This is a genomic window from Brevibacillus fortis (assembly GCF_046196545.1).
Lineage (GTDB): Bacteria > Bacillota > Bacilli > Brevibacillales > Brevibacillaceae > Brevibacillus > Brevibacillus fortis_A.
This window is the reverse complement of record NZ_CP176370.1, coordinates 75,305-100,881: the sequence shown is the minus strand read 5'-3', so window position 1 is coordinate 100,881 and position 25,577 is coordinate 75,305. Positions and strand designations below refer to the sequence as shown.

The following is a 25,577-nucleotide window of genomic DNA, read 5'->3' as shown; positions in this document are numbered from 1 at the left end:
GTGTTCCAAAAAAAACCGTACCCAAAGCCAAAAATACATGTAACATTTGGCAAAGGAGGATCGTCTAACTAACAAACAGCTTATCACAATAACCTTGGAGGAAACAGAAGAACAGGAGCAATCGCTCCTGTCCTAAGGCTTCTGTGGTCCAATGATATATACAGTTTTGTTTCGCTTGCGACCGAATTTCCTCGCCTCGGATTCCGTGCCTACGAATACGTCGATTTTGCCACCTTTCATAGCACCACCCGTATCTTCAGCTCGACGATACCCAACACCTTCAATGTACACCCACCATCCATACGGAATGACTTTAGGATCTACAGCGATTGTGTGACCTGTCTTGGCTTTTACCCCTGTCGATGTGCGTCCATATCCCGGAGAGCTTGGGTGTTTGCCACCTCCCGCAGGAGTATAAGCAGTCAGGGTAACCCCGTTCAGTACTTTTTTCGGCCTAAATACTTTTCCACCACGCGAGACCGGACCCGCTGCAGAAGCAACCAGGACCCGATCTGGTTGACCCTTTTTCTGCAACGTTGGGACTGCGGTACCCACGGCTACGACATTATCTTTCTTCGGTACAAGTACATCTCTTTTGACCAGATCACGGGAGACTTCTTTTCCATCTTCCATGACTAGCTTATAGTGTGCAATTGCCTTACCTTCTTGCCCGCTCTGTAATACGCGGGTCTTACCTTTTTCCAGCGCTGGATCATTTTTGCGTATTTCTTGAAAGGTGACTCGCTCATCGACTTTTACCATTTTCTCAACAACCCGCTTTACGCTGATCGAGGAGTCCTTGGTAAGTGTAGCGGTCAATGCCGGTTCTACCCGGTCCTTCTCACCTAGCACGATGCCGCCGTCCTTCAACGCACCAGCAACATCACGACTAAGTGTCTCTATCGTTTTTTCTGCCCGTCAACCTGGATTGGTATGGACCAGGTCGTATATAAAGTAATGAGTGCTCCGTCTTTTAGCTTCGTCTCTGGTGTCGGTTGAAGGGAATCCTTTTCCGTTACCGTAATGTTTCTCTCGGTTAAGAACTGCTCAACGGTCTTGGCTTTTGTAGCGACCGTCTTGCTTTCTCCGTCCAACGAAAAAGTGACCTGTTTTGGCTGAGTAGCCTGGGCAGAGAAATAGCCAATCATGGGAACGAGCACAAGAGCAAGGCAGCCAAAAATGACCAGCCCCCGATTCTTATACCTATCCCACATCGCGCGTAACTCCATTTCCCACACTCCTTTTCCTAGAAAAGCACAAGGCTCTTCTTGTCTAGCCAGGTAAGGGTCGATGTAATTGCACTAATATTCTGGAAGTGGCCGGTACTTCACAAGGTCGGCTTTGATTGTATTTCACTTTCCCGGCTTTGTCAAATTTACCCTCCCTCTTGGCTGAAGCGATAATGGTACCAGACTAGCAAAATAGGCTTGGCGAATGGTAGCAGAAACCTGTCGAGAAGCCATGTCGGATGGACAATAATCGTTCGACACATTGTTCATCGTATGCGTCGACAAAATGGAGTAGAACCCGGTTACCTCACACAAAAAAAACGGGAAATCACGTGATTAATCGTGATTTCCCGTTTTTATTAACCGTTCATGCGAAAAAGACGTCTGGCATTGTCTGCGGTAATTTGTGCCATTTCCTCGTAAGACAAACCATGAATGTTCGCCATTTCTTCACAGACGTAGCGCACATATCCACTCTCATTTCGCTTTCCGCGGAAAGGATGCGGAGTGAGATATGGGCAATCTGTCTCTATCAATAGCTTGTCTAGCGGTACCTTCGCTGCTACTTCTTTTGGCTGCTTGGCATTTTTGAATGTAAGCGGACCACCGAACGAAATATAAAAATTCATATCGAGTGCCTGTTTCGCTGTTTCCCAGCTGCCAGAGAAGCAGTGCATGATGCCGCCAACATCTGCTGCCTTCTCTTCCTTCAGGATCGTCAAAACGTCTTGGTGCGCATCGCGATTGTGGATGATGATCGGCATGTCGAGCTTGCGAGCCAGACGAATCTGCTTGCGGAATACCTCTGCCTGCACATCACGTGGCGACGTATCCCAGTAGTAGTCCAAGCCCATTTCACCCAATCCCACTACTTTCGGATCACGACTGAGTTCCTCGATCCATTCTAGGTGTTCGTCTGTCATGTCCTTGGCGTCTTGTGGATGCCAACCGATGACGGCGTAAATAAAGTCATACGCATGAGCCAAATCCATGCAGGTTGGAATTGTTTCAGCGTTGAATCCAATGTTTACAATCGTACTGACGCCATTTTCCTGCGCACGAGCAATGACCTCTACACGATCTTCATCGAATTCCTTCGCATTTAGATGAGCATGGGTTTCAAATAACAAGATGGGTCCTTCCTTTCCTTGCCCTCGTTACTTCACGATTGCTCCGTTTGGCATACTTGGGTCAACAGTCGCAAGTGTCAACTGATCTCCTGCCGATGCTGCCAAGATCATCCCTTGAGACAGCTCACCGCGAAGCTTCACTGGCTTCAGGTTGGCTACGAGGATCACTTTTTTACCGACCATATCTTCTGGGGAGTAGTATTTTGCGATACCAGAAACAACCTGGCGCTTCTCGTAGCCGAGATCCAATTGCAGTACCAACAGTTTGTCAGCATTTGGATGCTTGGCACACTCCACTACTTGTGCGACGCGCAGCTCTACTTTTCCAAAATCATCGATGCTGATTTCTTCTTTTGCATCAGCTGGTTTGTCAGCTGCTGCTTCTGTTTGGTTGGTGCTTGTTTCACTCACAGGTGCTTCCCCTTTCAAAGCTGCTTGCTTTTTCTTGTTTTCCTCTGCTTGGCGACGTGCCTCTGCTGTCGAATCGTCGATGAAAGCCAGTTCCGCTTGAACATCCAGACGAGGGAAGAGCAGTTCCTTGCGGCTAACGGTGCTTCCAGCAGGCAATCCACCCCATACACTTGCAGATTCCCAGCTCGTTGCTTCTTCATTGCCCAAAATACCCAGTTGGTCCCAAATTTTCGCTGGTGCTTTGGTCATGAACGGTTGGATTAGCACGGAGCTAATGCGGATGCTTTCCACCAAATTGTACATAACGGTTGCCAGGCGACCTTTGGTTTCTTCGGATTTTGCCAAATTCCAAGGCATGGTCTCGTCGATGTATTTGTTTGTACGTCCCACCAGTTCCCAGATGTGAGCCAGTGCATTGGAGAAGCGCATTTCTTCCATGTGCTCTTCCACCAGCGCTTTCGTTTTCATTGCGAGGCCGATCAAGCTGTCATCCGGCTCTCCTGCATCCTGTGGAGCTGGAACGATTCCATCGAAATATTTCTCAATCATCGTAGCGGTACGGCTCAGCAGGTTTCCGATGTCATTAGCCAAGTCGTAGTTCAGGCGCTGTACGAATGATTCTGGCGTGAAGATGCCATCCTGACCGAAGTTGATTTCACGAAGCAGGAAGTAGCGAACGCCGTCAGAACCGTAACGGTCGATCAAAACCTTCGGATCAATGACATTGCCCTTGGATTTTGACATTTTTCCATCCGGCATCAGAAGCCAGCCATGACCAAAAATTTGTTTTGGCAACGGAATATCCAGTGCCATCAACAGGATTGGCCAGTAGATCGTATGGAAGCGCAAAATGTCTTTTCCAACCATGTGAACATTGGCAGGCCAGAAGTTACGGTATTTGCTGTCATCCTCAGACAAATAGCCGAGGGCAGAAATATAGTTCGTCAATGCATCGATCCATACGTAAATGACGTGCTCTGGATCGCTTGGCACCTTGATTCCCCAGTCAAATGTACTGCGGGATACGGACAAATCCTGGAGACCTGGCTTCAAGAAGTTGTTGATCATTTCATTGCGGCGGCTCTCTGGCTGGATAAACTCAGGATTCGCTTCAATGTGCGCAAGCAGTCTGTCTTGATATTTGGACATGCGGAAGAAGTAGTTTTTCTCCTTCACTTTATTCACTTCGCGTCCACAGTCTGGGCAAATATATCCATTATCGGTTTTACATTGAGTTTCTGTCCAAAATGCCTCGTCAGGTACACAGTAGAAGCCCTCGTACTCGCCCAAGTAAATATCACCTTGATCGAGCAGGCGCTGGAACACTTTTTGTACGACCTCTTTATGACGAGGCTCTGTGGTACGGATAAAATCGTCATAAGAGATGTCCAGCTTTTGCCACAGATCCTTTACCCAATCGACAATCGGGTCGATGAATTCGAGCGGTTGTTTGCCATCCTCGGCTGCACGCTCTTGGAGCTTTTGACCATGCTCATCTGTCCCTGTCAGGTAATACACATCATAGCCACGCAAACGCTTATAACGAGCCAAAGCATCACACGCGATTGTGGTGTAAGCGTTACCGATGTGGAGTTTGTTACTTGGATAGTAGATCGGTGTTGTGATGTAATAAGTAGGTTTCATTGCAACTATTCCCCTCCTGTTTACGTTTATTAAAATAAGGAAAAGCCCACCCCAAAAAAATTGGGGCGAGCTCTATCTCGCGGTACCACCCAAATACTCCGTTCCCTCACGGAAAACGGACTTGGTGAGTCAAATCATGACTCTACCCGTAACGTGGGCATACGTCACAAACTATTAGGTACGGTCCATGCCGTCACTGTTCATCTGCAAGACTCAGGGTCCATGTTCAGCTTGCTCGCTTATACCGGTTTTCAGCTACCCCGGCTCTCTGAAATAAGGAGGATCGGCTTACTCTTCCCATCATGGTCATTTGGTATCATTTGCTGTATTTATCCTCTATTGTACACGACCAACCTGTTTTGTAAACATCCTCGGCAAGCCCATTTTCCTGAGCAATTTTATTGCTCTCGTTATACCAGCATTACAAAATACAACAAAAAAAGAGAGAACTTGGTTTTTTTGTCGAATCGACATGTGCGTTTCGACATTCATCGACTTATTCGACACCCAATACTTCCAGTAAATTTTATCCATAAAAATTTCCATATCACTTCCAACATTTTTAGAAACACTGATTTAACAGCATTTTTGTTTTGAAAAAACATTTTTCTTTTCAAGGAATTGTCAAAATCATGTTGACACCTTTGGGAATGGCTGGTATGATTATCCCAACAGAAAATGTCGAATATTGACGATAAATGATTAGTGTATAACAATAGCATCGACATATACAGATTTTGGGAGGAGATATTAACTATGATGAAATCAACCGGTATCGTTCGCAAAGTAGATGAATTGGGTCGTGTTGTTATTCCAATCGAATTGCGCCGCACTCTGGGTATCGCTGAGAAAGATGCTTTGGAAATCTACGTTGACGGAGAGCGCATCATCCTGAAAAAGTATGAGCCTGCATGTATCTTCTGTGGAAACGCTGACAAAGTATCTCATTTTAAAGGTAAAATTGTGTGCCAAGATTGCCTGACAGAAATGCCTGTTAAACGCTAATATCATTTGATTACATAAACATGCCTTTGTGGGACGAGCCTCACGAAGGCTATTTGTTTGCTATTTTTTCTTCAACAGCGCTCGGAAGAAGAACAGCCTGGGCGCATACAAATCAGAATAGACCACATCTGCCGGCATTTCAAAGGATACATCGCCAGAAAACTGTAGTCCAACCTCCTCCAAAACTTGCTCCAGTCGTCCTAAATTAATCAGCGGGTAATCAAAAGTGAGTACGAGCTGCCCATCGTCTTTTAACACTCTGTGAAATTCGCGGAATGCTTGCACCATGATCGGGTCTTCAAGATGCTCGAGAACAGAGATGCAAAATACCGTATCAAACTTTTGATCCGAGTACGGCAAGTAAGTGAGATTGGCTCGACAATAATGAATACCGTCAAAATAATGCGCAGGCAAGCTGTCTGCTACTTTTCCCCCAAATACGTCCACAATATCCTGATAGATCGCTTCCTTAGACAATATCCGATTATCGAGATCACAAGCGTGTACTTCTCGACAATGGTCAGCCAAATAAAATTTGAGTGGGTGGCATATCCCGCATGCCGAATCAAGCACAACATCATTCGGGTTGGCAAACTGTTTGGCCCAGGCATATTCGTACGGCCTACTGTTCCATGTAACCGGCAGCGTAAATATGAAGTGATCGTCTTTTTCATCTGTATTCACAATAAAACGAGAATCACGAATACTCACTGCTGATTCCCCCTTCCTTTCCTTCCGAAAACACCGGTAGCGCCCCTTACCATCGTATTCACCTACCCCGTCGAGATGATGAAAAGAAAAAAGCCGACCGTATCGGCCAGCTTCACTCACTCATTGCCTTCTATTCACGATGATATTCATTGTAAACATCTCGTTTGGATACGTTTCGATCATCGGCTGCTTGCTTGATGGCTTCCTTTTTCCCCATGCCTTGTGCGCAGTAATGATCCACGTGCTCCACGATACTCAGCGATTGCCACCATGTATCATCGACTTCCGCTTCCAGCGGTCCAGTGTTCCCTTCGACAATGACACAAAACTCACCGCGCACTTCACCGCTTCTGAGCCATTCCAGCAGCTCGTCCAACGTCCCACGCACAAATTCCTCGTAGCGCTTTGTCAGCTCTCTTGCCAGGACAGCTCTCCGATTCCCCCACGCTTCTCGCATGGCAGCAAGCGTCTTTTCCACCCGATGGGGAGCTTCATAAAAAATCAGCGTTTCTGGATATCGCTTCAGTCGTTCCAGCTCTTCGCGTCTTTCTTTGTTTTCGCGGCCCATAAATCCGCAAAATACGAAGTGATCAGTAGGAAGACCGGAAGCAATCAAAGCTGTCAACGCCGCATTGGCACCTGGAACGGGGATGACAGGAAATCCCGCTGCGGTCGCATCTCGTACAAGATCCGCACCCGGGTCGGAAATAGCCGGCAAACCGGCGTCACTTACCAAGGCAATCTTCTTGCCCTCGGCAAGCCACTGCAACAGCCCATTTCCACTTGCTTCCTTATTATGCTCGTGATAGCTGACCGTGCGTTTTTCGATTTGAAAATGATTCAGCAGCTTTCTCGTCTGGCGCGTATCTTCACACGCGATGACATCGACTTCACGCAACGTATTGAGACACCGCACCGTGATATCATCGAGATTGCCGATCGGTGTAGCCACCAAATAAAGGACTCCTGCTTCTTCTGACGCAAAACTGCGTTGTACATTCATTCGGAGGCCCCTCCAATCAATTCTTCTTTTTTCTTGCGCGTTAATCGTTTGATGCTCTCTTCACGCTTGAGACCCCAGGAACGGTCTGCTCCTTCTTCCCAATAGAGCAGCTCCACTGGCCCGCGGCCTCTCGTATACTTGGCACCTTTTCCTTCATTATGAGCAGCCAAGCGGCGGATCAGCTCTGTCGTATATCCAGTGTAGAGTGTCCCATCCGCACAAGACAGGATGTAGACATAGTGACTCTTACTCGAGGGAATCTCGTCTGCCATAATAGATTTCCTGTAGTTCTTCACAGTATTGCTCTCCATTTTCATACACAATCAGCGGAGGCTGAATTCTCAGCTCCGGCTTTCCACCCCTTATTCCCTCGATCAGAACCATATTCGGCTCTGCTTCCCTGCGCGGATAAACCAGACGCATCCGTTTTGGCTCGATGCCGTATTGGCGCATAAGAAAAATGATGTCGATCAAACGTGTGGATCGATGCACGAGCGCCAGCTTCCCACCGTTTTTTAGCAACTGACTCCCCACGCGAATGACATCCTCCAAGGACAGCATAATCTCATGACGGGCAATCGCAAAGTGCTCGCTGATGTTTTTCTCCCCGCTCGTCGCAGGCATATACGGCGGATTGCATGTGATCAAATCGTACTTCCCGTGCCCGAACAACGACACCGCATCCTTCACATCGCCATGATGCATCGTTATTCGCTCGTTCAAGCCATTCAATGTCACATTGCGACTTGCCATGCTGAACAAACGCTCTTGAATTTCGATTCCATCAAAACTGGCTTCTGGCGTACGCGTGGTCATTATGAGCGGTATCGCCCCATTGCCTGTGCACATATCCAATACTTTTCCGCGCTTTGGCACCGATGCGAATCGCGCCAAAAGAACCGCGTCCATCGAAAAGCAAAACACTTCGTGGCTCTGAATGATTTTCATTTCATGTGTCAATAAATCATCGATGCGCTCTGTTTCGTAAAGTGGCACGTTGGTGACAGGTTCCATCTACGGCTCGTACTCCCTTTTATTCTTGTCTTATTATTCCTATCCGGAAAAAAGCGACCTGACACGTGGCCCAGGTCGCTTTTTCATGTGGTGCTGGTTACTCACCGCTTATTTTTGAGGGCCGCCGCTCAGGAATGAGAGACAGAACAGGCAATCCCCTTCTTTTCGCAGGCTGCCGAAATGCACATTGCAGATATGAAATCCCTCCGCGTACAAACGGGCGAGGTTGTCATATCCTTCTCCGACCACTGCCTTTTTGGCTTTTTCCTTCGCGACAGGGCTTGTTCCCTTTTGTTTTGCTTGGGAGACGGTCTTTTTCCTGTCTAGTCGGTTGCGAAGGTGCTGGTTTTCAACGAGTAATTGGGCGTTTTCCTCCATCAAAACAACGATGACGTCTTTCAGTTCACCAATTTCTTTATAAAGGTCGCCAATACGTTCTTCAATGCTCGCCATCTTGACGAAGATTTCCCGTTTGTCCACTAGCTCACCTCTCCCCTACCCCCACGCTTTATTCAAAGGTGGGGAGACCTATCGCAATCTCATCCAATCCGAATTCGGTGACACGTTTGTCGATTGAAAGCTCTACTTGGACAGATTGATCAAGTACGTTTACGGACACGACTCGTCCATTCCCCATCGGGGTGGTGACCAGTTTTCCAACGTCCGGCATCTCATCCTTCGAGCTTTCATAGTTGTCGTTCTCGTATTTTAAACAGCACATCAACCGGCCGCACAGACCAGAGATTTTGGCTGGATTCAACGAAAGATTTTGGTCCTTGGCCATTTTGATCGAGACAGGCTCGAAATCGCCGAGGAACGTCGAACAGCAAAGCAACCTGCCACAAGGCCCGATCCCGCCGAGCATTTTGGCTTCGTCACGCACACCGATCTGGCGAAGCTCAATCCGGGTACGGAATACGGAGGCGAGGTCTTTTACCAGCTCACGGAAATCAACCCTGCCGTCAGCGGTAAAATAAAAGATAATCTTGTTGCGGTCAAACGTGTATTCTACATCGACCAGCTTCATATCGAGCTTGTGCTCTTTGATCTTCGTCTGACATACAGCAAAAGCATTCTTGGCGGCTTGCTTGTTTTCATCCACCTGTTTAGCATCTCGCTCGTCTGCCATCCGAATGACCTTTTTCAGCGGCAATACAACATCAGACTCAGCCACTTCTTTTTTGCCAATGACGACCTTGCCAAATTCGACCCCTCGCGCCGTTTCAACGATGACGGTGCAGTCTTGCTCAATCGGCAGTCGGTCAGGGTCGAAGTAATATATTTTGCCCGCTTTCTTAAAGCGGACCCCAACAACCTCATACAAGGGTTATCCCTCCTGGAATTGAAGAACCAACCGCTCAAGAGCCAACTGTGCGTTGGCATTTCGCTCTATCCGATTTTTCGTCTCCATGACCAAATCTATCCCACGCAAGAGCTCAGCTTTTGTCCATACCAGTGCTTGTCCTTGCAGCACATCCTGTTGGTCGCTGTTAATGAGATGGGCATGCCTGCCTACTTGCAAATACAGGATATCGCGCAGCCAAAGGATGAGCAAATCTAAAAAGAGGGGTAGTTCCTCTTTACTTTTGTCGCTCTTTTGCAACATATCATGGATCGTTAAGAGTGCAGATGAATTGCGCTGTTTGCACTCCTGCACCAATTGTATCACTAGATTTCTTAGCTGTGCAAACGATTCTGATTGGCTGAGTGTCATGGCTTCTTCCACATTTGTCGTAATGTGGGAAGCAACCTGCGCCATTCCCGCCAAAACGCCCTCTGCACGCAACTTTTCTGCAATCGATTCCGCAGAAAGTGGTGAAAATTGAACAATTTGGCATCTAGATAAAATCGTAGGAAGAATCGCATGGCTGTGCTCTGTCAAAAGCAGTGCCAGTACACCAGCGGGCGGTTCCTCCAGAAACTTGAGCAGACTGTTGGCAGCCTGTGTCGTCATTTTATCGACGTGCTCGATGATATATACCTTGCGTGACGACTCGACAGCGCGCATCGCCATTTCTTTTTGCAATGAACGGATCTGGTCGATTTTAATCGAAGCCCCATCAGGCGTAATAAACAACACATCTGGGTGATTGCCACCCTCTATGCGCCTGCATGTAACACAGGCCCCGCAGGCGTCTGCCTCCCTTTCCGAACAAAAAAGGGACTTCGCCAGATGCAGGGCCATCTGCTTTTTACCTGAACCTTTGGGACCCGCCAGCAAGTAGGCGTGTGCCAGTCGTTCGTTGCGCAAACTATGATACAGCAGTTCCTGTGCTCGTGGCTGCTGAGAAAAACGGGTCCATGTCATGATGGTTTCACACCCACTAAAAATACAAATTGATCAACATGCCGCGGATTTCACCAATCCTGGCTAACAAATCAATCGTTGGTGCCTGCTCGCTCAAGAGCTCATCTGTCAGTTTGAGCAGCTCTGCATCCACCTCTTTGACGATTTTGTACAGCCTGCTGCGGCCACGCCGATTCATTCCTCGTCTATCGTCTAAGGCAATGCCGAATTTCACAGCCTCTTCCATGAACTGCTTGACGAGATTTTTATAAGCATAGAAGTCACGAACGGCGCGAGAACGAGCAAGAATCTGTCCCTGCCTGTCTATGTCTGTCAGTAGCCGGGTAAGCTTCTCCTGAGACATACGTTCGTCTTCTCCTTGAATCATCGTGCCAAAATTCAGCTTTTCCAGTTGAGGATTCTTGCGTGAATCCGTCGTTTTAATCAAGTCCAGTTTAGGCCGTAACCCATCACTGATTTTCATATCGCCACCTCCGTCGCCCGATCCAATACAGGGTTTATCCCCCGTGAGATCAAGTATATACGAAAGTTGCGAAAAAAGAGAGAAGGAACCACGTTAAAATGAGTGGAACTCTCCAACATCCAATACGAATACTGCCGCACCACCCACCTGTACTTCCAGCGGATATGGCATGAACGAGTCTACAGCATTACTGAGTGGAGAGACGGGAGTGACCATCTGTTTGCGGGATTTGCAATTATGCGCAATGATGTCGATTACTTCCGGCACGCTTTCGTCAGACGTACCGATTAAAAAAGTTGTGTTACCGGCGCGTAAAAAGCTACCCGTACTAGCCAGCTTCGTAGCACGAAAACCTTTTTTCACCAGTTGTTGAGACAGACGACCACTATCTTTATCTTGGACGACCGCAACTACCATTTTCATCGGATATCACCCTTTCTCCCATGATCAATTCCCAATTTGACTTCTTCATTGTATGAAAAACACGTAGGCTTGGTACGTTATTTTGCTTAAACATATTATACAGCATGTACATCATCCTGCGGTACAGGGAACCTTATAATCTGTCTAAGAGTGCCTTTAGGGCAGATTGATATACATGTTCCATCGGCTGTTCGGCGTCAATCACGACAAAGCGCTCTGGGTCGTGTTTCATTACCAGCTGATACCCTTCCCGAACTAGCTCATGGAAGCGCATCCCTTCCAGATCGAGACGATTCACTTCACGTCCACGGGAGGCATTAATCCGCGCCAATCCGGTTTCGGGCTGTACATCAAAAAACAAGGTCAATTCTGGCATACAGTCACCGACAGCAAATCGGTTAATCTGGTAGACAGCATCAATACCCAATCCCCGCGCATGTCCTTGATAGGCAAGACTACTGTCGATAAAACGGTCGCACAGTACCAGCTTGCCCTCTGCCAAAGCAGGTAACACCTTTTCCGCTAAATGCTGGCCACGTGCTGCCGCATATAAGAGAGCCTCCGTTCTTTCGTCCATCTGCGTGTGGGCCGGATTCAAAATAATTTCCCGAATTTTTTCGGCGATATCAATTCCACCGGGCTCACGAGTCAAAAGTACATCGACTCCCCGCGCCTTCAGCTCTTCGTACAGCTTGGCGATGACGGTGGATTTCCCGGCCCCTTCTCCGCCTTCTATCGTAATAAATCGGCCTTTCTTTCCTGTTGCCACTTCCATACTCCTTCCACCCCTGTTGTAGCAGGCCAGTTGCTTAGATTATCGTAAAACCTGTATCGTTTGTAGCTGGTCGTCCTGTACGCCATGGAATCGCGTTTGTCCTCTCGCCAATTCCTTCAGCATCGCCAGACTTTCTTCATCGATCCGCTCGCCTGGCACCAGCACTGGAATTCCTGGCGGATATGGAATCACCATCTCTGCCACAATTCGTCCCAGAGCCTGCTCCAAAAGAATCGACTCCCTCGGGCAGTCAAAGGCTTCATGCATCGGCAATGCTTGCTCGCGCAAATAATGGGAAGACACGACTCCCGCCAAAAGAACGCGTTCCTCCCCCGGTTCTACTTGTGGCGCCATCGATTCAAGCAGTCTCCACAAAGCATCCAGGTCACGAGAGGATGTTCCTGTCGAGGCTGCGAGGAGTACATGAGAGTCATCCGCCAGCTCCGAGAAAATCCCGTGCTTTTCCATCCATTTCTGCAACTCAAATCCACTGAATTGGGCCGTTCGCAAATGGAAAAACAGCTTCAACGGGTCAAGTGTAGCGTATACGCTGTTCGTGGACAGTCGCGGCCAATCCAGCCACTCCAGTCGATCGAGTCGCTCCCGAAACTTGTCCAAAAGCGGCAACAACCTGTTCCACTCTTCGGTCGCCGCAAGCGCCAGATGACGTCTGGCTAAATCGAGGGAAGCCATCAGCACATATGACGGGCTGGAAGACTGAAGCATAGCGAGATGACGGAACAACCGTTCACGATCAATCCGCTCCCCCTGAATATGCAACATCGAGGACATCGTCATTGCCGTTCCCATTTTGTGTGTCGACTGGACCGAAGCATCTGCACCTTCCTGCATTGCAGAACGCGGAAAGGCAGGATGGAACCCGTAGTGGGCACCGTGAGCTTCGTCTATCAAAAGCGGTACGTCAAACCGATGGACCGTAGCCGCCATTTTCGCCAAATCGATACCCATTCCATAATAGGTAGGATTCGTCAAAAACACTGCCTTGGCATCGGGGTGTGCAAGCAGTGCACGCTCTACATCTTCGCGCCTGACACCCGCAGCTACTCCTGTTGCCAGATCGACGGCAGGTACTAAAAAGATCGGGGTTGCTCTCGCCATCATAATGCCGTTGAAAACAGACTTATGGCAATTGCGTTGTACGAGAATCTTGTCGCCCGGTCTGCATACCGTCATGATGAGGGCGATATTTCCTACCGTACTTCCTCCGATCAAAAACTTGGTCTGTTCCGCATGGAAGGCTTGCGCCGCCAAATCCTGCGCTTCTGCAATGACACCTTGTGGCTGATGCAGGTCATCTGTCCCGCTAATTTCCGTTACATCCAGCTCCAATATGTCTTGAAAGCGATTTTTGGCATGGTTGTCAAAGCTGTGGCCCATTTTATGTCCTGGCACATGAAACGGATGCGGTCGATGCTTGGCGTGCCGTTCAAGCTGTTCATAAAGGGGCGCACGCTTTTGTCGCTCCCGAAATTCAACATCTCTCTCCCACACGCGCGACTCACGTCCTTTATTTTTATTCCCCTATTTTAGCATGATTTGGACACGCATGAGTCCAGCAAAAAAAAGACACCGGAATGCACCGATGCCTTCTTTCGTCACGCATCTTTTCGCAACCAAATGCGTCTCATCTGATGAATAAAAAATGGATACTTTTCATCCTGTACATCGGTATTGACCATTTCCTGTTCGCACCGTTGACAGATAAACTGCTCACAAATGGCGATTCCGTCATTCTGCTCCTGTTCACAGACGATACATCGCTGAGCAACTTTTTCCATAGTGAAAACGCCTGCCCTTTTTCTCAATATACCAACCATTATACCCCATTATAATCAGCATCATTCCCAAACGTTCGTGTTTTCGCCGATAGCTCGGTAGGCTTGGAAGTAGGACTGGGCTTCCTGCATAGGGAAGCAAGCTGCCGCATCAATGACGTAGGACTGCCTCATAACGTGAACCAGCTCGTGTAACGGCAGCTCTGCAATGGTCGTTCCCGCGGCATTTCCGATCACGAGCAAATCTGCATCCTTTACAGCATCCTGCCACGAATCGTATAGCGTCCAACCCATCATCCTTTTGTTCGGAATTGGCTTGTCCTCCCCGGTGTACACCGCAACGTCTTTTTCAGCCAACCAGTCAGAAGGCATATGCTCCCATAGCGAATCCTCTCCCCAAAGTACGATCCGCTGTATATTGGCTTTTTGTAGAACGAGCCTGCATTCTTTTTCAAGCCATTGAACTATGAGAGAAGAATCTTGGCGGGAAGGGTAGAGCCAGCCGTGACCGATTCGTTTGTCCATACCGAGCGCGCGACTGACTTGCAGCAGAGAAATTCCCTTCTCATCGCAGCTTGTACCAAGTTCGATGTAAAACTGCTCCTTCCACGCCAAATAGCGAGGCAATTGCCGAAGCGCTTCATCCACTTCGCGCATCCCGCATACCATCGTCACCAGTGAGTAGCAAGCAAGCTGCTTACAAAGGAATCGCATCCATCTCCCATTGGGTTCCCCTCCAAGCAAAGCACGATCGTGGGTAATTAACGCCATGCGAATGACCTCATGCTCCCCGGTGTGCTTGTATTGGGTATGCAAAGTATTCGCCCAGTCGTATGGCACGTCTCTTCCGTAGACATTTGTGAGCCATGGTCCCGTTCCCAGCTGTTGCATCCTTTCCTGCAAAAGCTTGCCATCAGCCTCTTTTGTCAGTAGAAATCCATCAGCCACTTCGTTTGAGGAATCTGTTTGGTAAACGGACAGCTCAATCCCACAGGCTCCGAGCTCATTGCCGAATCTGGTTACGACCTCCTCTGAAATGACCCATAGTCTCACGCTTTCCGTCCCTCCTCATTACGCCCTACCGAATCAGTTTGCATATCATCCCTTTTATCCTACCCATAACAAAAAGCCGTCAGTCCAGTCATGCTAGACAAACGGCTTGTTTCATTCCTTGTATGAGCTTTCTCAAGATTTGCGACTGTGCGATAATGGAAACGCAGACTTACATTCATCCAGACCGCTGTAAAAGGAAGTGACTTCTCATGAAGGAAACCGCCGCCCATACGATTTATAGCTACAAGCTGCTCTATCGTTTTCGCTGGCGATTCGTCGGCTACCTTTTTCAACTGTTGTTAATAGGCTTGTCCCTTATTTCGCACTCATTCATGCTACAAGTTCCCGCTTATACACTGATTGTGACGTTAGCGATTCTACCTGTAATACCGATCTGTCATTTGGTCTTATTTCGACTGTATGCCCTTCTACGCGGACATAAGCCAAAGACAACTGCCGATATGCTCGTCTCTCCGTGGTGGGGCGCCGGCTATCCACTTCCCATCCCGCTATCTGTCTATCGGGGCAGTGAGCTCACGGTAATCGTGGGAAGTATGGCGATAGCAGCCGGAGCTTATGTGTGGCTTTCGGAAGGATACGCGCTCACCTTGATCACTGGAACGTTGATCGTTGCGCTGCCACGCCTCTTCGCCCTCCTTGCTTCCTTTCGTCAGCCAAGTCGTAGCCGGGTGAAATACGAGGATCGCGGCGTTGCTTTTTTGCTTACCGATGGATAACCGAATCGATACACCCCTACATAACCCATAGCTTGATGACAATCAACGCCGCCAATCCAGGCAAACGGAGTAGTCCGACGAGCAAAGCCGTCACCGGGTTTATCGGGATGTGGAAGTTAGCCAACTCTCCAACCAGATTGGTGAAAAACAGCAATAGTGCGCCAATCACGACTTGCATGATCCCAAATCCAATCCACCTGATCGGGCCCGTGACAGATTTGCTAGCGGCAATCACCAGCAAAATTCCAACTACAATCAGTGCTATAACCCACCCTGTAGTCATCGGCTTTCCTCCTATGCCTGTTGGCGATTCCTCTCGCGCTTTGCTTGCGCGAGCAAATACATATACCGCTTTTCGGTCACATGCAAATAATAAATGACATCATCCAAGCCGCCATCCGGTTCACTGATCTCCGCAAGATAGCGGGCATGCTGCCAGTCCAATCGCGCCTGATTGACTGCCATATCCAAGCTCGCTTCATTCCATTCCACCACGAACCGCGCTTTTTTTCTCCACCTACTCACCTGCAAGCTTCCTCCTCAGTGAAAGTAGTAAAGTACTCCTGTCATGTTGTTCACTGCATGCAACAAAACAGCTCCCCAGATCGATTGGTACCGATGTCGAACGAATCCGAGTAAAAGTCCAATGACAAAAAGCGGAGCGAATAGAGCGATATCCATATGCAGGAGCCCAAACCAGAGACTGCTCAGGAAGATACCCAACATTGGCCCGATTCTTTTAACCAGATAAGTCTGAATCACGCCGCGAAACAAAATCTCCTCCGCAATCGGAACCAATATGCCAATGACCAGAAGTGAGGTGAGCGCCGCCAAAATATCCGTTTCTTTCGCCTGCACAATCTCGTTTTCGATCTGCTGCTCTCGCTCTGATGACAGAGACAGTCCAAACCAGTCCGCAATCGGGTTCGTCACCACCGCATCCAGCACCAGTGCAATCAAAAGAAACAGAGCAGCGAGCATCAACAGCATCCGGCCTAGTCGTACAGGTCGGCGAACACCGATTTCCCCCAGTCGTCCACGAAACCACAGCGGAATCAAAATCAACAGGAACAGTTGAAAAATAGCTGATTCCAATATCCCTCCGATCGTTCCGGTGGAAAAGAAGGTACCTTCCAGTAAAAACCCATACAACAGCAGTACGCCCGTTTGAAACACATGCAGCCAAGCTACAATATGCAGCACATCATTCCCTGTAAGCTCGTCATATTGCCATAGCCATGAAGTCGGCTGCCGTCTTTCTCGGAGCAGGCTCACAATGAAACCAACGGTCGCAATGAAACTAAATACCGTCACTGCAAATGCAAGTAATCCTAGCCATACCTCCGGTTGCCCGACGGTGGTAGCGACCCACTTCCCGTCTTCACCCCTGTGAAAACGAATCATGGATAACTCCGCAGTAAACATGAGCCAATACCCAATAAACAGCATGATCGCCCATGGAGTGGACTTTTGTCGCCGTATCCCACTCGCAAGCGACAGTCCTGGTCCTGTCAGCATCTCCTCACGCTCCTATTTCACTGTATGTCTCGTCCATTTAAAAAAGTCCGGCATTTCTATCAGGATTGCAAAGCTTTTATCTGTGCTTCTGCTACTTGCTTGAGATATTCATTGCGTGTCCGTAAAAACCGCGTCATATACGCCTCCAAGAACAACCAATCCGCCAGCTTCCCCAAAATACCCAGCGGAGATGTGTAGTCAAAAATATCGATCATCCTGGTCTGATTGTCTGTTATCGGAATGAACTCATGCGTGTGATGAAACCGTTTGAATGCTCCAGAAACCATCTCATCGACGAAATAGCGCGGTTCCTCCATCTCAGTGATTTTCACCGTCAAATTTTGCTTGATACCGAAGTGAATGGCTTCCCAGGTAACAGTCTCCCCCATGTTTATCAGTCCGCTCGTTACTCCTCCAATCGCTCTCTCCTTCGTGCTGGCGGTCGATTCCATATGCAAATCAATGCTTCTGGCAGCATCGAAGCAGACCTGTCGTGGAGCATCTATCAAAAACTCCATACGAATAACCGGCATTACTGCCACCTCTCTTAGAACGAAAAAAAGACAGGCAGCCCCGTCTTCTTTTCGTTTCGACTTTTTAAATTTCCATTATAGGTCGCGTCTGCCTTCCAATGCTTTGGTCAGCGTGACTTCATCGGCGTACTCCAAATCTCCACCGACTGGCAAGCCGTGCGCGATACGCGTCACGCGAATGCCAAAAGGTTTAATCAACCGGGAAATGTACATCGCTGTTGCTTCCCCTTCGATATTCGGATTGGTCGCCAAAATGACTTCCTTCACCTGCTCGTCACCGAGACGCTTCAACAAGTCGGGAATGCGAATATCCTCCGGACCGATCCCATCCATAGGAGAAATCGCACCGTGCAAAACGTGATAATACCCTTCAAACTCTCTCGTCTTCTCCATCGCTACCACGTCTCGTGGCTCTTGCACCACACAGATGATTGAGCCGTCACGACGTTTGTCCCGACAAATATGACATGGATCGAGATCGGTAATATTGTTGCAGACCGAGCAGTAATGAAGCTGACGCTTGGCATTGACCAATGCTTTTGCCAGATCAAGCACGTCGTCCTCTTTCATATTGAGCACAAAAAAGGCAAGCCGCCCAGCCGTTTTTGGACCAATTCCGGGCAATTTCATAAAACCATCAATGAGCTTTGAGACCGGTTCTGGATAAAACATCGCCTACTCCTCTTTTCCTGCCCAATTTTTAGAACAGGCCTGGGATGTTCATGCCTCCGGTAAATTTGCCCATTTCCTTGCCTACCATTTCATCTGCTTTGCGCAGTGCATCGTTCACAGCAGTGAGCACCAGGTCTTGCAGCATTTCTACATCTTCAGGGTCTACTACTTCTGGCTTGATCACGATGTCTTTGATTTGCTTATGTCCATCGATTTTCACAGTGATAGCACCGCCACCAGCAGAGCCTTCCACGATTCTGTCTTTCAAGCCTTCTTGCGCTTTTTGCATTTCTTCCTGCATTTTTTTCACTTGCTTCATCATTTGTTGCATTTGCTGCATGTTTTTCATTGAGGTATCCTCCCTAAATGGTTATGAGTGTATGATTTAGTCTTTGACTTCAACAAGACCTTCTCCGACGAGCTTGATGGCTTCCGCCAAAAACGGATCCTCTTCTGGCTCATCAGAAGCGTCTTTTTGACCAACCTGCTGGTCTACACTTTGCCACTCTTCCTCCATGACAGACAAGAGCTGCAGGGGTTTGCCCAGCACCGTAGACATAACGCGCTCGATCACGCTCCGAAGCTCTGCCTCCATCGTCTTATCGCAATGGATGGCACTGTTGAAGGTTACGACAACAGCTTCATTGCCGGCAGCTACCGGTTGACCATTGACTAGCCAAGCCTGGTACTGGATCTTGATCTTTTTCAGTTCGGTCAAAATTTGACTCCACTGCCCGCGCACCTGTCTCGTCAAATTCTCATCCATGGCCTTCGCGACTTCCCTGACTCTATTCAACGGGGTTCGTGAACCACCAGAAGCCGCAGCTATGCGCCTTGGCTCGTTCTTGCGCGTTTCTTCGGCCTTTTGCTGGCCGGGAATGCTCACCTGACCTTGCATTACTTGAACCAAACGCTCTTCCAAAACGCGGATGCGATTGGACATCGCGATCAGTTCCTCGCTGTTAACGGGTGAGGCACCCATAGATTCCGTCGCATTCGCATTAGGCTGGCACATTTTGACAAGGGTTAGTTCAACCAGCACCCTTGCATAGGTCGACCATTTTAATTGCGACAAAGCCTGATTGCAGGTCTCAATCGCTGCGTAAAGCACCGGAAACGAGTACAGTTTTGCAACCTCTGCAAATTGATCATCAATCATGGTCCGCTCGACAATCTCTTCTAGCTGCGGCGCTGTCTTCAATAACAGCATATCGCGGTAATAGTAGAGGAAATCGTGCAGGAATTGCTCCGGGTCTTTCCCTTGCACCATGACTTGATCAAATTGCTCCATAACTTGCGCAATATCATTTTCGGCAATATGTCGCGCAAGCACAGAAAAGTAAGATTGGGCAACTGTGCCCGTAATCTGCATAATATCACTAGCACGAACCTCGTCCTTGCTATAGCTAATCGCTTGGTCCAACAAGCTAAGAGCATCACGGGCTCCACCTTCAGCCATCTTCGCTACGAGCTGCAGGGCCTGCTCCTCCACCTGCACCCCTTGTGATTGGCAAATCCTTTGCAAAAGATCAACCATCACTCTCAGTGGAATTCGGTGAAAATCAAAGCGCTGGCAACGAGAGATAATCGTAGCTGGTAGCTTGTGTGGCTCTGTCGTCGCCAAAATAAAAATGACGTGGGACGGCGGCTCTTCGAGGGTTTTTAACAAAGCGTTAAATGCCTCTGTCGTCAGCATATGCACCTCATCGATGATGTACACTTTATACCTGACGTCGCTAGGGGCAAATTTCACTTTATCGCGAATATCGCGGATCTCTTCAACACCACGGTTGGATGCCGCGTCGATTTCCAGCACATCGGTTACAGAACCGTTGGAGATGGCTCTACACGTATCGCATTGATTGCATGGCTCACCATCTATGGGCTGCTCGCAGTTCACTGCTTTCGCCATAATTTTGGCTGCACTTGTTTTTCCCGTACCTCGGGGACCGTTGAATAAATAGGCATGGGACAGCCTATTTTCGCGTAAAGCATTACGCAAGGTTGTCGTAACATGCTCTTGTCCGACTACGTCTTGAAAAGTCTGCGGTCGGTATACGCGGTATAGCGCGGTATAAGCCATGTTCGTGTGACACTCCCCATCTGCACAGTCCTCTTCTATATCCTTTTCAGTATACACGATTGCCACCGTTCGTACAAAGTGAACGGACATGTCTCACAGAAAAACGCCCCGTTCACAATTGTGCGGGACGCATTCTTCTTAATACGGCAGCATGATATGGAAGGTCGTCCCAAACCCTTTGGAGGAGACACGGATTTGACCGCCAATATCGTGAATGATTTTTTGGCAGACAGACAATCCGAGCCCTGTCCCTTCCTCTTTCGTCGTAAAAAACGGATCAAAAATCTTATCAATAATGTAAAGCGGGATGCCCGGACCTGTATCGTGAATATCGATACTCACTTTGTCTCCATCCTGATCGAAATGATGGGAAATCCGAAGCGACCCTTGCTCTCCCATTGCTTCTATTCCATTTTTGCAGATATTAATGAACACTTGCTTCAATAGCTCGGTATCCCCGACGACCATCGGAAGCTTACCCCGAGAGGCAAACTGGACATCAATTCCGTACAGATTCGCCTGTGACTCGACGATTGGCAAAATTTCCTCAAAAACAGTATTTAAGTCGACCATGGAATATTGAATATTACGCGGCTTACTCAATAATAGGAATTCACTGACTAAAGAATTGATGCGATTGATTTCGGTGAGCATGATTTCGGTGTACGTTTTCTCCCTGTCCATGCCGCTGTCACCGAATAACCTGAGGAACATTTGCAGAAATCCTTTGATTGAGGTAAGCGGATTGCGAATCTCGTGTGCTGTACCAGCAGCAATTTGCCCGATCATCGCCAAGCGTTCATTCCGCTCGAGTTTTTGGGCGAAGGATCGCAGGTTTGTTATGTCTTTGAAAAGAATAAACGCCCCTACTGTTTTCCCTGACTCGTCTTGGAGCGTATTTGCGTCGACAATCAGCTCATAGCGTTGGTTGTCATTGGTCCAGGAAGTCGCGACATTTTGCAGCTTTACGCCTTCCAACAGTTCTTTTTTAATGAACCGATGCGGTTCGGGGATGCCGCTAAATACTTGATCGACGTGTTTATTGATAACGTCCAGTCTCTCCATGCCCAGCAGCTTGCACGCCGTCTGACTGGCTTCGATAATGATCGATTTCTCGTCGAGGATAAACAAGCCCATGCTTGTATCATAGGTCAGTTTGGTCAGCAAGCGTTGCGACAAAAGCTGGTCGCTTTCTTTTGCGAGTTGGGGAAAATGGATCATGTACAGAAGTTCTTCTGCTTGCTGCACCATGATCATGACAGATGTGCTCCTGCATCTCCCCTGTTTATCACACCATTCCAGTTCGACCTCGCCTTTGGTTCCCACTTCTTCTTCCTTTCGCAAATATTCCTCATACAGGTGCTCCATGGAACCCCGATGGGGAAGAAGAGAGCTGATAGGCTGATTGATAAGTTGATCGCGTGAATATCCGGTTACACGAAGCAGTTGTTCGTTGACCTCCACGATACTACCCGCTTGATTCACCAATAAAACGGCAGTAGGCAGTTGATGCATGAACCGCTGCAATCGACCGGACGAGCCAACGAGATGTAACGAAGAAAGAGCACTCATAGCTTGTCCCTCCTGGCCTATGACGTATTTTGAAAGGAAAGAAACCAAATCCTTTCCGCCTATTATGAAAATTCGTGAAAATGCTCGTAAAACCTTCATTCTATCCACCTGAAAAGCACGGAAATGTTTCGCTAGTTATCGTCAATTTCCAACAAAAAATAATTGGATCGCAAAATAAAAATAGCATGCTTCCCTTCGGAAACATGCTATCTGTACATGCGTGATAAGTACCGTGCACCTATCTTCGATAATCCTTATCCGAGCGTTACTTATGGTAGCAGCTCAGAGCAGGCTACCCTGCGGCACACGCGATGATCCACTTATGGCTGCTTCCTTCCGGACCTGACCAGATTCATGGGTTCGCGTTGCACAGGACCCGCTCCTCAACACCGCCGCCATAAGGCAGCCTCACATAAGAAAACCTAGGATAGGAATTCAACCCTGCTATTGCGGATTGCAGGTTACAGGGCACCGCAACCTCCCCGTCTAGCACGGTAGAACTAGAATACCAAAGTTAGTAGCCGATAGCAAGGAGTAAACCTATCCAGTGCTAGGAAATCTCTCTATCCTTACTAACTCTTCCCTTACAATCCGCCGATTGTGTAATCTGAATAGCTCCATCTTCAAAAGCCTTCTTAAAAATCGAAACAATGGAGGGGTCGAACTGTGTTCCTTGGCATCGCAGGATTTCTTCGTACGCCTCTTTTGCGGACATGGCTTTGCGGTAGGAACGAGTAGAGGTCATGGCATCAAACGTATCTGCAACGGAAAGAATACGCCCAATCAGCGGGATTTCTTCCCCTTCGAGCTGATCAGGGTAACCTTTTCCATCCCATCGCTCATGATGATGCCGTACCCCTGGACTGATATGTGACAGGTTTTCTATCTGCTCCACAATTTCTCCGCTGATGATGGAATGAGTTTTCATGCATTCATACTCATCAGGTGATAGCTTTCCTGTTTTTAAAAGGACGTGATCAGGAATGGCTACTTTTCCGATATCATGCATTAAGCCAGCATAACGTAAATCATTTCGTGAAACTGCTAGTTGCTCCTGTTGCTGTAAATAATCGTAAATGATAAGGGCATAGTGCGTAACTCGTTCTGTATGTCCTGCTGTATAAGGGTCCTTCATCTCTACGGCTAAATAAAAGCTGCGAACGATTTGATCCAGGCTCTGTTGCGAATACTCTCGCTCTCGGATAATTAACGCATGCATCTGTTCTGCCATCGTGTTGAACTTATTTTCCAGAAGAATTATTTCTTTCATCCCCCGTATCGGGACGCGTATGGAAAAATCACCGTTCAACAAGGAGTCAGTAGCGGATACCAAGCTATAGATCGGCTCACCAATCCATTTTGATAATCGATGAGCCACATAACAGGCAAATAAAACAACGATAAAAAGGGTGAAAAAAAAGATGAGGTTCAATCGTTGCAATCGTTCATTAATTCCTTCTCTCGGCAACCATTCAAAATAAGCACCGCCGCTTTTTTCAGATACTTGACGGTATACGTAAATATCCTTGCCTTGGATGAGCAAGGAAAAGAGTCCATCTTCATTAGATTGTTCCCACTGACTGCGTGCCATTTCATAATAAGGTAGCACCGAAACATGATTTCCAATCATAGCTTTATCGGTGTGAATCATAATGGTTCGGGAGGGGGAAAGGACTACCATGCCATACTCTTTTGGAACGACATAAGTACGGATCCAGTCTGTCAGTTTATCCAGATCAATTTCCACTAATAAAAGTCCCGTAGCTTTTGGATTCGAACTCTCCAGACGCTTCTCGAGAAAAAATGATTTTGGCCACCCCTCTTGCTCCCTTTTGGTAAGGAAATTTACCCTGTTTTCTCCGGTTCCCCATTGCTCACGTTCCAGAGATTGATTATCCGTACTCCAGCTCTTATCTTCGCGTAAGGAGAAAACTCTTCCATCCTCACCGAGAAAAACAATATTTCCTACCACATTTTGGTTACGGGAGAAACGCTCAAATAGATTTTGGACGGCTTGTTCCTGCGATGTCCATTCACGCCTGAAGCCAATCTTTTTTGCTTCGACAAAAGATGGTTCCTCTGTTATTCGCCTGGTCAGTCTATTCGCCAATTCATCGGTATCCTTTTGGATAGACTGAAAAAGGGACAAAAGCCGTTCATCGACGAGCCCTATATTCGCATCCATGTTCGTCTCGTACAGTACAAATACTGCCTCTTCGGCTTCTTCATAAAAAAGGAAGCAAATAAGAATAGTAGGGCCAAGAATCAACAATAAAAATGTGGAAAATAATCGATCCCTCCACTTCAGGTACACGAGCCTCCCCCTTTTTTCTGAGCTGTTCCAAACCTATAGCTACTCCATTTGTAGTGGGTACGATTACATAGTGTCATTTCACTATTTCCCGCTGGGATCAAACGTAAACCTTTGTTCGGATCAAAAATGGAATCTTCCTCATCCATAGACAAACGGACGCCTTCGTAATATCCTAGCTAAGAATTATTATCGTATGTGAGGAGATGCATCAGATGAGATACATCCTCCTGGTTTTTCTCGGAGCATGTAGTTACGGCATACTTTCAACCATCGTAAAGCTTGCCTACAAGCAAGGCTATTCGCCTGCAGAAGTAATTGGTGGGCAAATGTTTTTGGGCTTTGTGCTCACCTGGCTACCGGCTCTTTTCTTCCTGCGGACCAAGCCTTCCCTTCCCCAGTTGCTATTATTGGTCACCGTAGGTCTGTCTGTCGGTTCCACGGGAATTATGTACTACAACGCCCTGCAATATATCCCAGCCTCGATCGCCATCGTCCTTTTGTTTCAGTTCACATGGATGGGCGTACTGGTTGAAGCTGTGATGACTCGCCGAATGCCTGGAAAGGAGACGATTTTTTCCCTCCTATTGCTGCTGGCAGGGACCCTTCTTGCAGGGGGAATTTTTGAGAGCGGCGGATTGGCCCAATTTCATATCCTTGGTGTCGTCTTCGGTCTTCTCTCAGCCGTATCTTTTACGTTGTTTATTTTGTTCAGCGGGAAAATCGCCATTGCTGTTAATCCGTGGATTCGTAGCTCCAGCATGGCGACGGGCTCTTTTCTGTTGGCCAGCCTGATTTACCCACCTGTTTTTCTAGTTAACGGAGCATTGTTGGACGGGTTGTTTCCATACGTATTTTTGCTCGCCTTCTTCGGTATTTTGATCCCGACGGTTTTTTTCAATTATGGTATGCCCCACATAGGCCCGGGGATGGGAGCTATATTAGGAGCAGCTGAGCTACCGATGGCTGTGCTCTCCTCCTATGTCATTCTGAATGAATCTGTCTCTATACTCCAAGTGAGCGGTGTCGTGATCATTCTACTCGGAATCATCTTGCCGGAATGGATGCGCCAGCGAAACATTCGAAGAAACAAGGCTACCTCATAAACGTTGTCCAAAGCCCATCCATTGTGCCACTGCCGCACATACGGACGGGCTTTTTTATGATAAAAAGCAAAAACCCTCTG

The 25,577-nt window shown here is 47.9% G+C and carries 27 protein-coding genes, 1 other RNA gene, 1 pseudogene and 1 other annotated feature; of the genes and pseudogenes, 3 read left to right on the top strand and 26 right to left on the bottom strand.

Annotated features, from left to right (window positions below):
* Positions 1–132: 132 nt before the first annotated feature.
* The 3 genes and pseudogenes from ACKKE8_RS00610 to metG form a co-directional block, all read right to left on the bottom strand.
* Positions 133–1,229, bottom strand: a pseudogene (locus tag ACKKE8_RS00610) (ubiquitin-like domain-containing protein).
* 359 nt (positions 1,230–1,588) lie between these two features.
* Positions 1,589–2,359, bottom strand: coding sequence for a TatD family hydrolase (locus ACKKE8_RS00605; RefSeq protein WP_409176539.1), 771 nt, complete (start codon positions 2,357–2,359; stop codon positions 1,589–1,591).
* Positions 2,360–2,386: 27 nt separating this feature from the next.
* On the bottom strand, positions 2,387–4,414 hold the full coding sequence (gene metG / locus ACKKE8_RS00600; protein WP_409176538.1) for a methionine--tRNA ligase: 2,028 nt from the start codon (positions 4,412–4,414) through the stop codon (positions 2,387–2,389).
* Between the two features lie 58 nt (positions 4,415–4,472).
* Positions 4,473–4,727: a binding site (T-box leader), on the bottom strand.
* 443 nt (positions 4,728–5,170) lie between these two features.
* On the opposite strand from metG, the gene ACKKE8_RS00595 reads away from it, so the two are divergent.
* Entirely contained in the window at positions 5,171–5,419 is a 249-nt protein-coding gene (locus tag ACKKE8_RS00595) for an AbrB/MazE/SpoVT family DNA-binding domain-containing protein (protein WP_007719913.1), read from the top strand.
* A gap of 60 nt (positions 5,420–5,479) precedes the next feature.
* Here the strand turns inward: ACKKE8_RS00595 and ACKKE8_RS00590 are convergent, their stop codons facing one another.
* From ACKKE8_RS00590 to ACKKE8_RS00530, 13 genes are all read right to left on the bottom strand, one after another.
* Complete coding sequence (locus tag ACKKE8_RS00590; protein ID WP_409176537.1) at positions 5,480–6,130, bottom strand: class I SAM-dependent methyltransferase; 651 nt, start codon at positions 6,128–6,130, stop codon at positions 5,480–5,482.
* Positions 6,131–6,260: 130 nt separating this feature from the next.
* Entirely contained in the window at positions 6,261–7,133 is an 873-nt protein-coding gene (rsmI, locus tag ACKKE8_RS00585; protein ID WP_409176536.1) for a 16S rRNA (cytidine(1402)-2'-O)-methyltransferase, read from the bottom strand.
* Positions 7,130–7,405: a GIY-YIG nuclease family protein gene (locus ACKKE8_RS00580; RefSeq protein WP_007719905.1), complete on the bottom strand. Its 276-nt coding sequence runs from the start codon at positions 7,403–7,405 to the stop codon at positions 7,130–7,132. The genes rsmI and ACKKE8_RS00580 overlap by 4 nt, the downstream gene beginning before the upstream one ends.
* Positions 7,380–8,147 (bottom strand): tRNA1(Val) (adenine(37)-N6)-methyltransferase, encoded by a 768-nt coding sequence (locus ACKKE8_RS00575; protein WP_409176535.1) that lies wholly within the window; start codon positions 8,145–8,147, stop codon positions 7,380–7,382. Before ACKKE8_RS00575 ends, ACKKE8_RS00580 begins: the two co-directional genes overlap by 26 nt.
* A 108-nt stretch (positions 8,148–8,255) precedes the next feature.
* Complete coding sequence (yabA, locus tag ACKKE8_RS00570) at positions 8,256–8,627, bottom strand: DNA replication initiation control protein YabA (RefSeq protein WP_106837142.1); 372 nt, start codon at positions 8,625–8,627, stop codon at positions 8,256–8,258.
* A 28-nt stretch (positions 8,628–8,655) separates the two neighbouring features.
* Positions 8,656–9,471 carry a stage 0 sporulation family protein gene (locus ACKKE8_RS00565; RefSeq protein WP_012683857.1) on the bottom strand — a complete coding sequence of 272 codons (816 nt, stop codon included), beginning with the start codon at positions 9,469–9,471 and terminating at the stop codon, positions 8,656–8,658.
* A gap of 3 nt (positions 9,472–9,474) precedes the next feature.
* The gene (holB, locus tag ACKKE8_RS00560; RefSeq protein ID WP_047074446.1) at positions 9,475–10,455 is read right to left on the bottom strand and encodes a DNA polymerase III subunit delta'; all 981 of its coding nucleotides are present in this window, start codon (positions 10,453–10,455) and stop codon (positions 9,475–9,477) included.
* Positions 10,456–10,471: 16 nt separating this feature from the next.
* Positions 10,472–10,918 carry a YaaR family protein gene (locus tag ACKKE8_RS00555; RefSeq protein WP_007719898.1) on the bottom strand — a complete coding sequence of 149 codons (447 nt, stop codon included), beginning with the start codon at positions 10,916–10,918 and terminating at the stop codon, positions 10,472–10,474.
* Between the two features lie 93 nt (positions 10,919–11,011).
* On the bottom strand, positions 11,012–11,341 hold the full coding sequence (locus ACKKE8_RS00550) for a cyclic-di-AMP receptor (RefSeq protein WP_007719896.1): 330 nt from the start codon (positions 11,339–11,341) through the stop codon (positions 11,012–11,014).
* A gap of 133 nt (positions 11,342–11,474) precedes the next feature.
* Entirely contained in the window at positions 11,475–12,116 is a 642-nt protein-coding gene (gene tmk, locus ACKKE8_RS00545) for a dTMP kinase (protein WP_409176534.1), read from the bottom strand.
* A gap of 39 nt (positions 12,117–12,155) precedes the next feature.
* Entirely contained in the window at positions 12,156–13,628 is a 1,473-nt protein-coding gene (locus tag ACKKE8_RS00540) for an aminotransferase class I/II-fold pyridoxal phosphate-dependent enzyme (RefSeq protein WP_409176533.1), read from the bottom strand.
* A gap of 104 nt (positions 13,629–13,732) precedes the next feature.
* Positions 13,733–13,915, bottom strand: coding sequence for a sigma factor G inhibitor Gin (locus ACKKE8_RS00535; protein ID WP_007719893.1), 183 nt, complete (start codon positions 13,913–13,915; stop codon positions 13,733–13,735).
* A gap of 60 nt (positions 13,916–13,975) precedes the next feature.
* Complete coding sequence (locus ACKKE8_RS00530) at positions 13,976–14,965, bottom strand: hypothetical protein (protein ID WP_409176532.1); 990 nt, start codon at positions 14,963–14,965, stop codon at positions 13,976–13,978.
* Between the two features lie 209 nt (positions 14,966–15,174).
* On the opposite strand from ACKKE8_RS00530, the gene ACKKE8_RS00525 reads away from it, so the two are divergent.
* On the top strand, positions 15,175–15,702 hold the full coding sequence (locus tag ACKKE8_RS00525; RefSeq protein ID WP_409176531.1) for a hypothetical protein: 528 nt from the start codon (positions 15,175–15,177) through the stop codon (positions 15,700–15,702).
* Positions 15,703–15,718: 16 nt separating this feature from the next.
* Here the strand turns inward: ACKKE8_RS00525 and ACKKE8_RS00520 are convergent, their stop codons facing one another.
* The 10 genes from ACKKE8_RS00520 to ACKKE8_RS00475 form a co-directional block, all read right to left on the bottom strand.
* Positions 15,719–15,985 (bottom strand): pro-sigmaK processing inhibitor BofA family protein, encoded by a 267-nt coding sequence (locus ACKKE8_RS00520; protein WP_007719887.1) that lies wholly within the window; start codon positions 15,983–15,985, stop codon positions 15,719–15,721.
* A gap of 11 nt (positions 15,986–15,996) precedes the next feature.
* Entirely contained in the window at positions 15,997–16,227 is a 231-nt protein-coding gene (locus ACKKE8_RS00515) for a DUF2508 family protein (RefSeq protein WP_409176530.1), read from the bottom strand.
* 15 nt (positions 16,228–16,242) lie between these two features.
* The gene (locus ACKKE8_RS00510) at positions 16,243–17,220 is read right to left on the bottom strand and encodes a lysostaphin resistance A-like protein (RefSeq protein WP_409176529.1); all 978 of its coding nucleotides are present in this window, start codon (positions 17,218–17,220) and stop codon (positions 16,243–16,245) included.
* Between the two features lie 59 nt (positions 17,221–17,279).
* Positions 17,280–17,753, bottom strand: coding sequence for an SRPBCC family protein (locus tag ACKKE8_RS00505; RefSeq protein WP_409176528.1), 474 nt, complete (start codon positions 17,751–17,753; stop codon positions 17,280–17,282).
* Positions 17,754–17,828: 75 nt separating this feature from the next.
* Positions 17,829–18,425 (bottom strand): recombination mediator RecR, encoded by a 597-nt coding sequence (gene recR, locus ACKKE8_RS00500; protein ID WP_012683846.1) that lies wholly within the window; start codon positions 18,423–18,425, stop codon positions 17,829–17,831.
* A gap of 28 nt (positions 18,426–18,453) precedes the next feature.
* Positions 18,454–18,765 (bottom strand): YbaB/EbfC family nucleoid-associated protein, encoded by a 312-nt coding sequence (locus tag ACKKE8_RS00495; protein WP_041749751.1) that lies wholly within the window; start codon positions 18,763–18,765, stop codon positions 18,454–18,456.
* Positions 18,766–18,810: 45 nt separating this feature from the next.
* A complete protein-coding gene (gene dnaX, locus ACKKE8_RS00490; protein WP_409176527.1) occupies positions 18,811–20,508 on the bottom strand; it encodes a DNA polymerase III subunit gamma/tau in 1,698 nt (565 codons plus the stop codon).
* 138 nt (positions 20,509–20,646) lie between these two features.
* Positions 20,647–22,080 (bottom strand): ATP-binding protein, encoded by a 1,434-nt coding sequence (locus ACKKE8_RS00485; protein ID WP_409176526.1) that lies wholly within the window; start codon positions 22,078–22,080, stop codon positions 20,647–20,649.
* 230 nt (positions 22,081–22,310) lie between these two features.
* Positions 22,311–22,575, bottom strand: an RNA gene (gene ffs / locus ACKKE8_RS00480) — signal recognition particle sRNA large type.
* Positions 22,576–22,630: 55 nt separating this feature from the next.
* Positions 22,631–24,394, bottom strand: coding sequence for an HD-GYP domain-containing protein (locus tag ACKKE8_RS00475; RefSeq protein ID WP_409176525.1), 1,764 nt, complete (start codon positions 24,392–24,394; stop codon positions 22,631–22,633).
* A 212-nt stretch (positions 24,395–24,606) separates the two neighbouring features.
* Here ACKKE8_RS00475 and ACKKE8_RS00470 point away from each other — a divergent pair, with 212 nt between their 5' ends.
* Positions 24,607–25,497 carry an EamA family transporter gene (locus ACKKE8_RS00470; protein ID WP_409176524.1) on the top strand — a complete coding sequence of 297 codons (891 nt, stop codon included), beginning with the start codon at positions 24,607–24,609 and terminating at the stop codon, positions 25,495–25,497.
* Positions 25,498–25,577 lie beyond the last annotated feature (80 nt).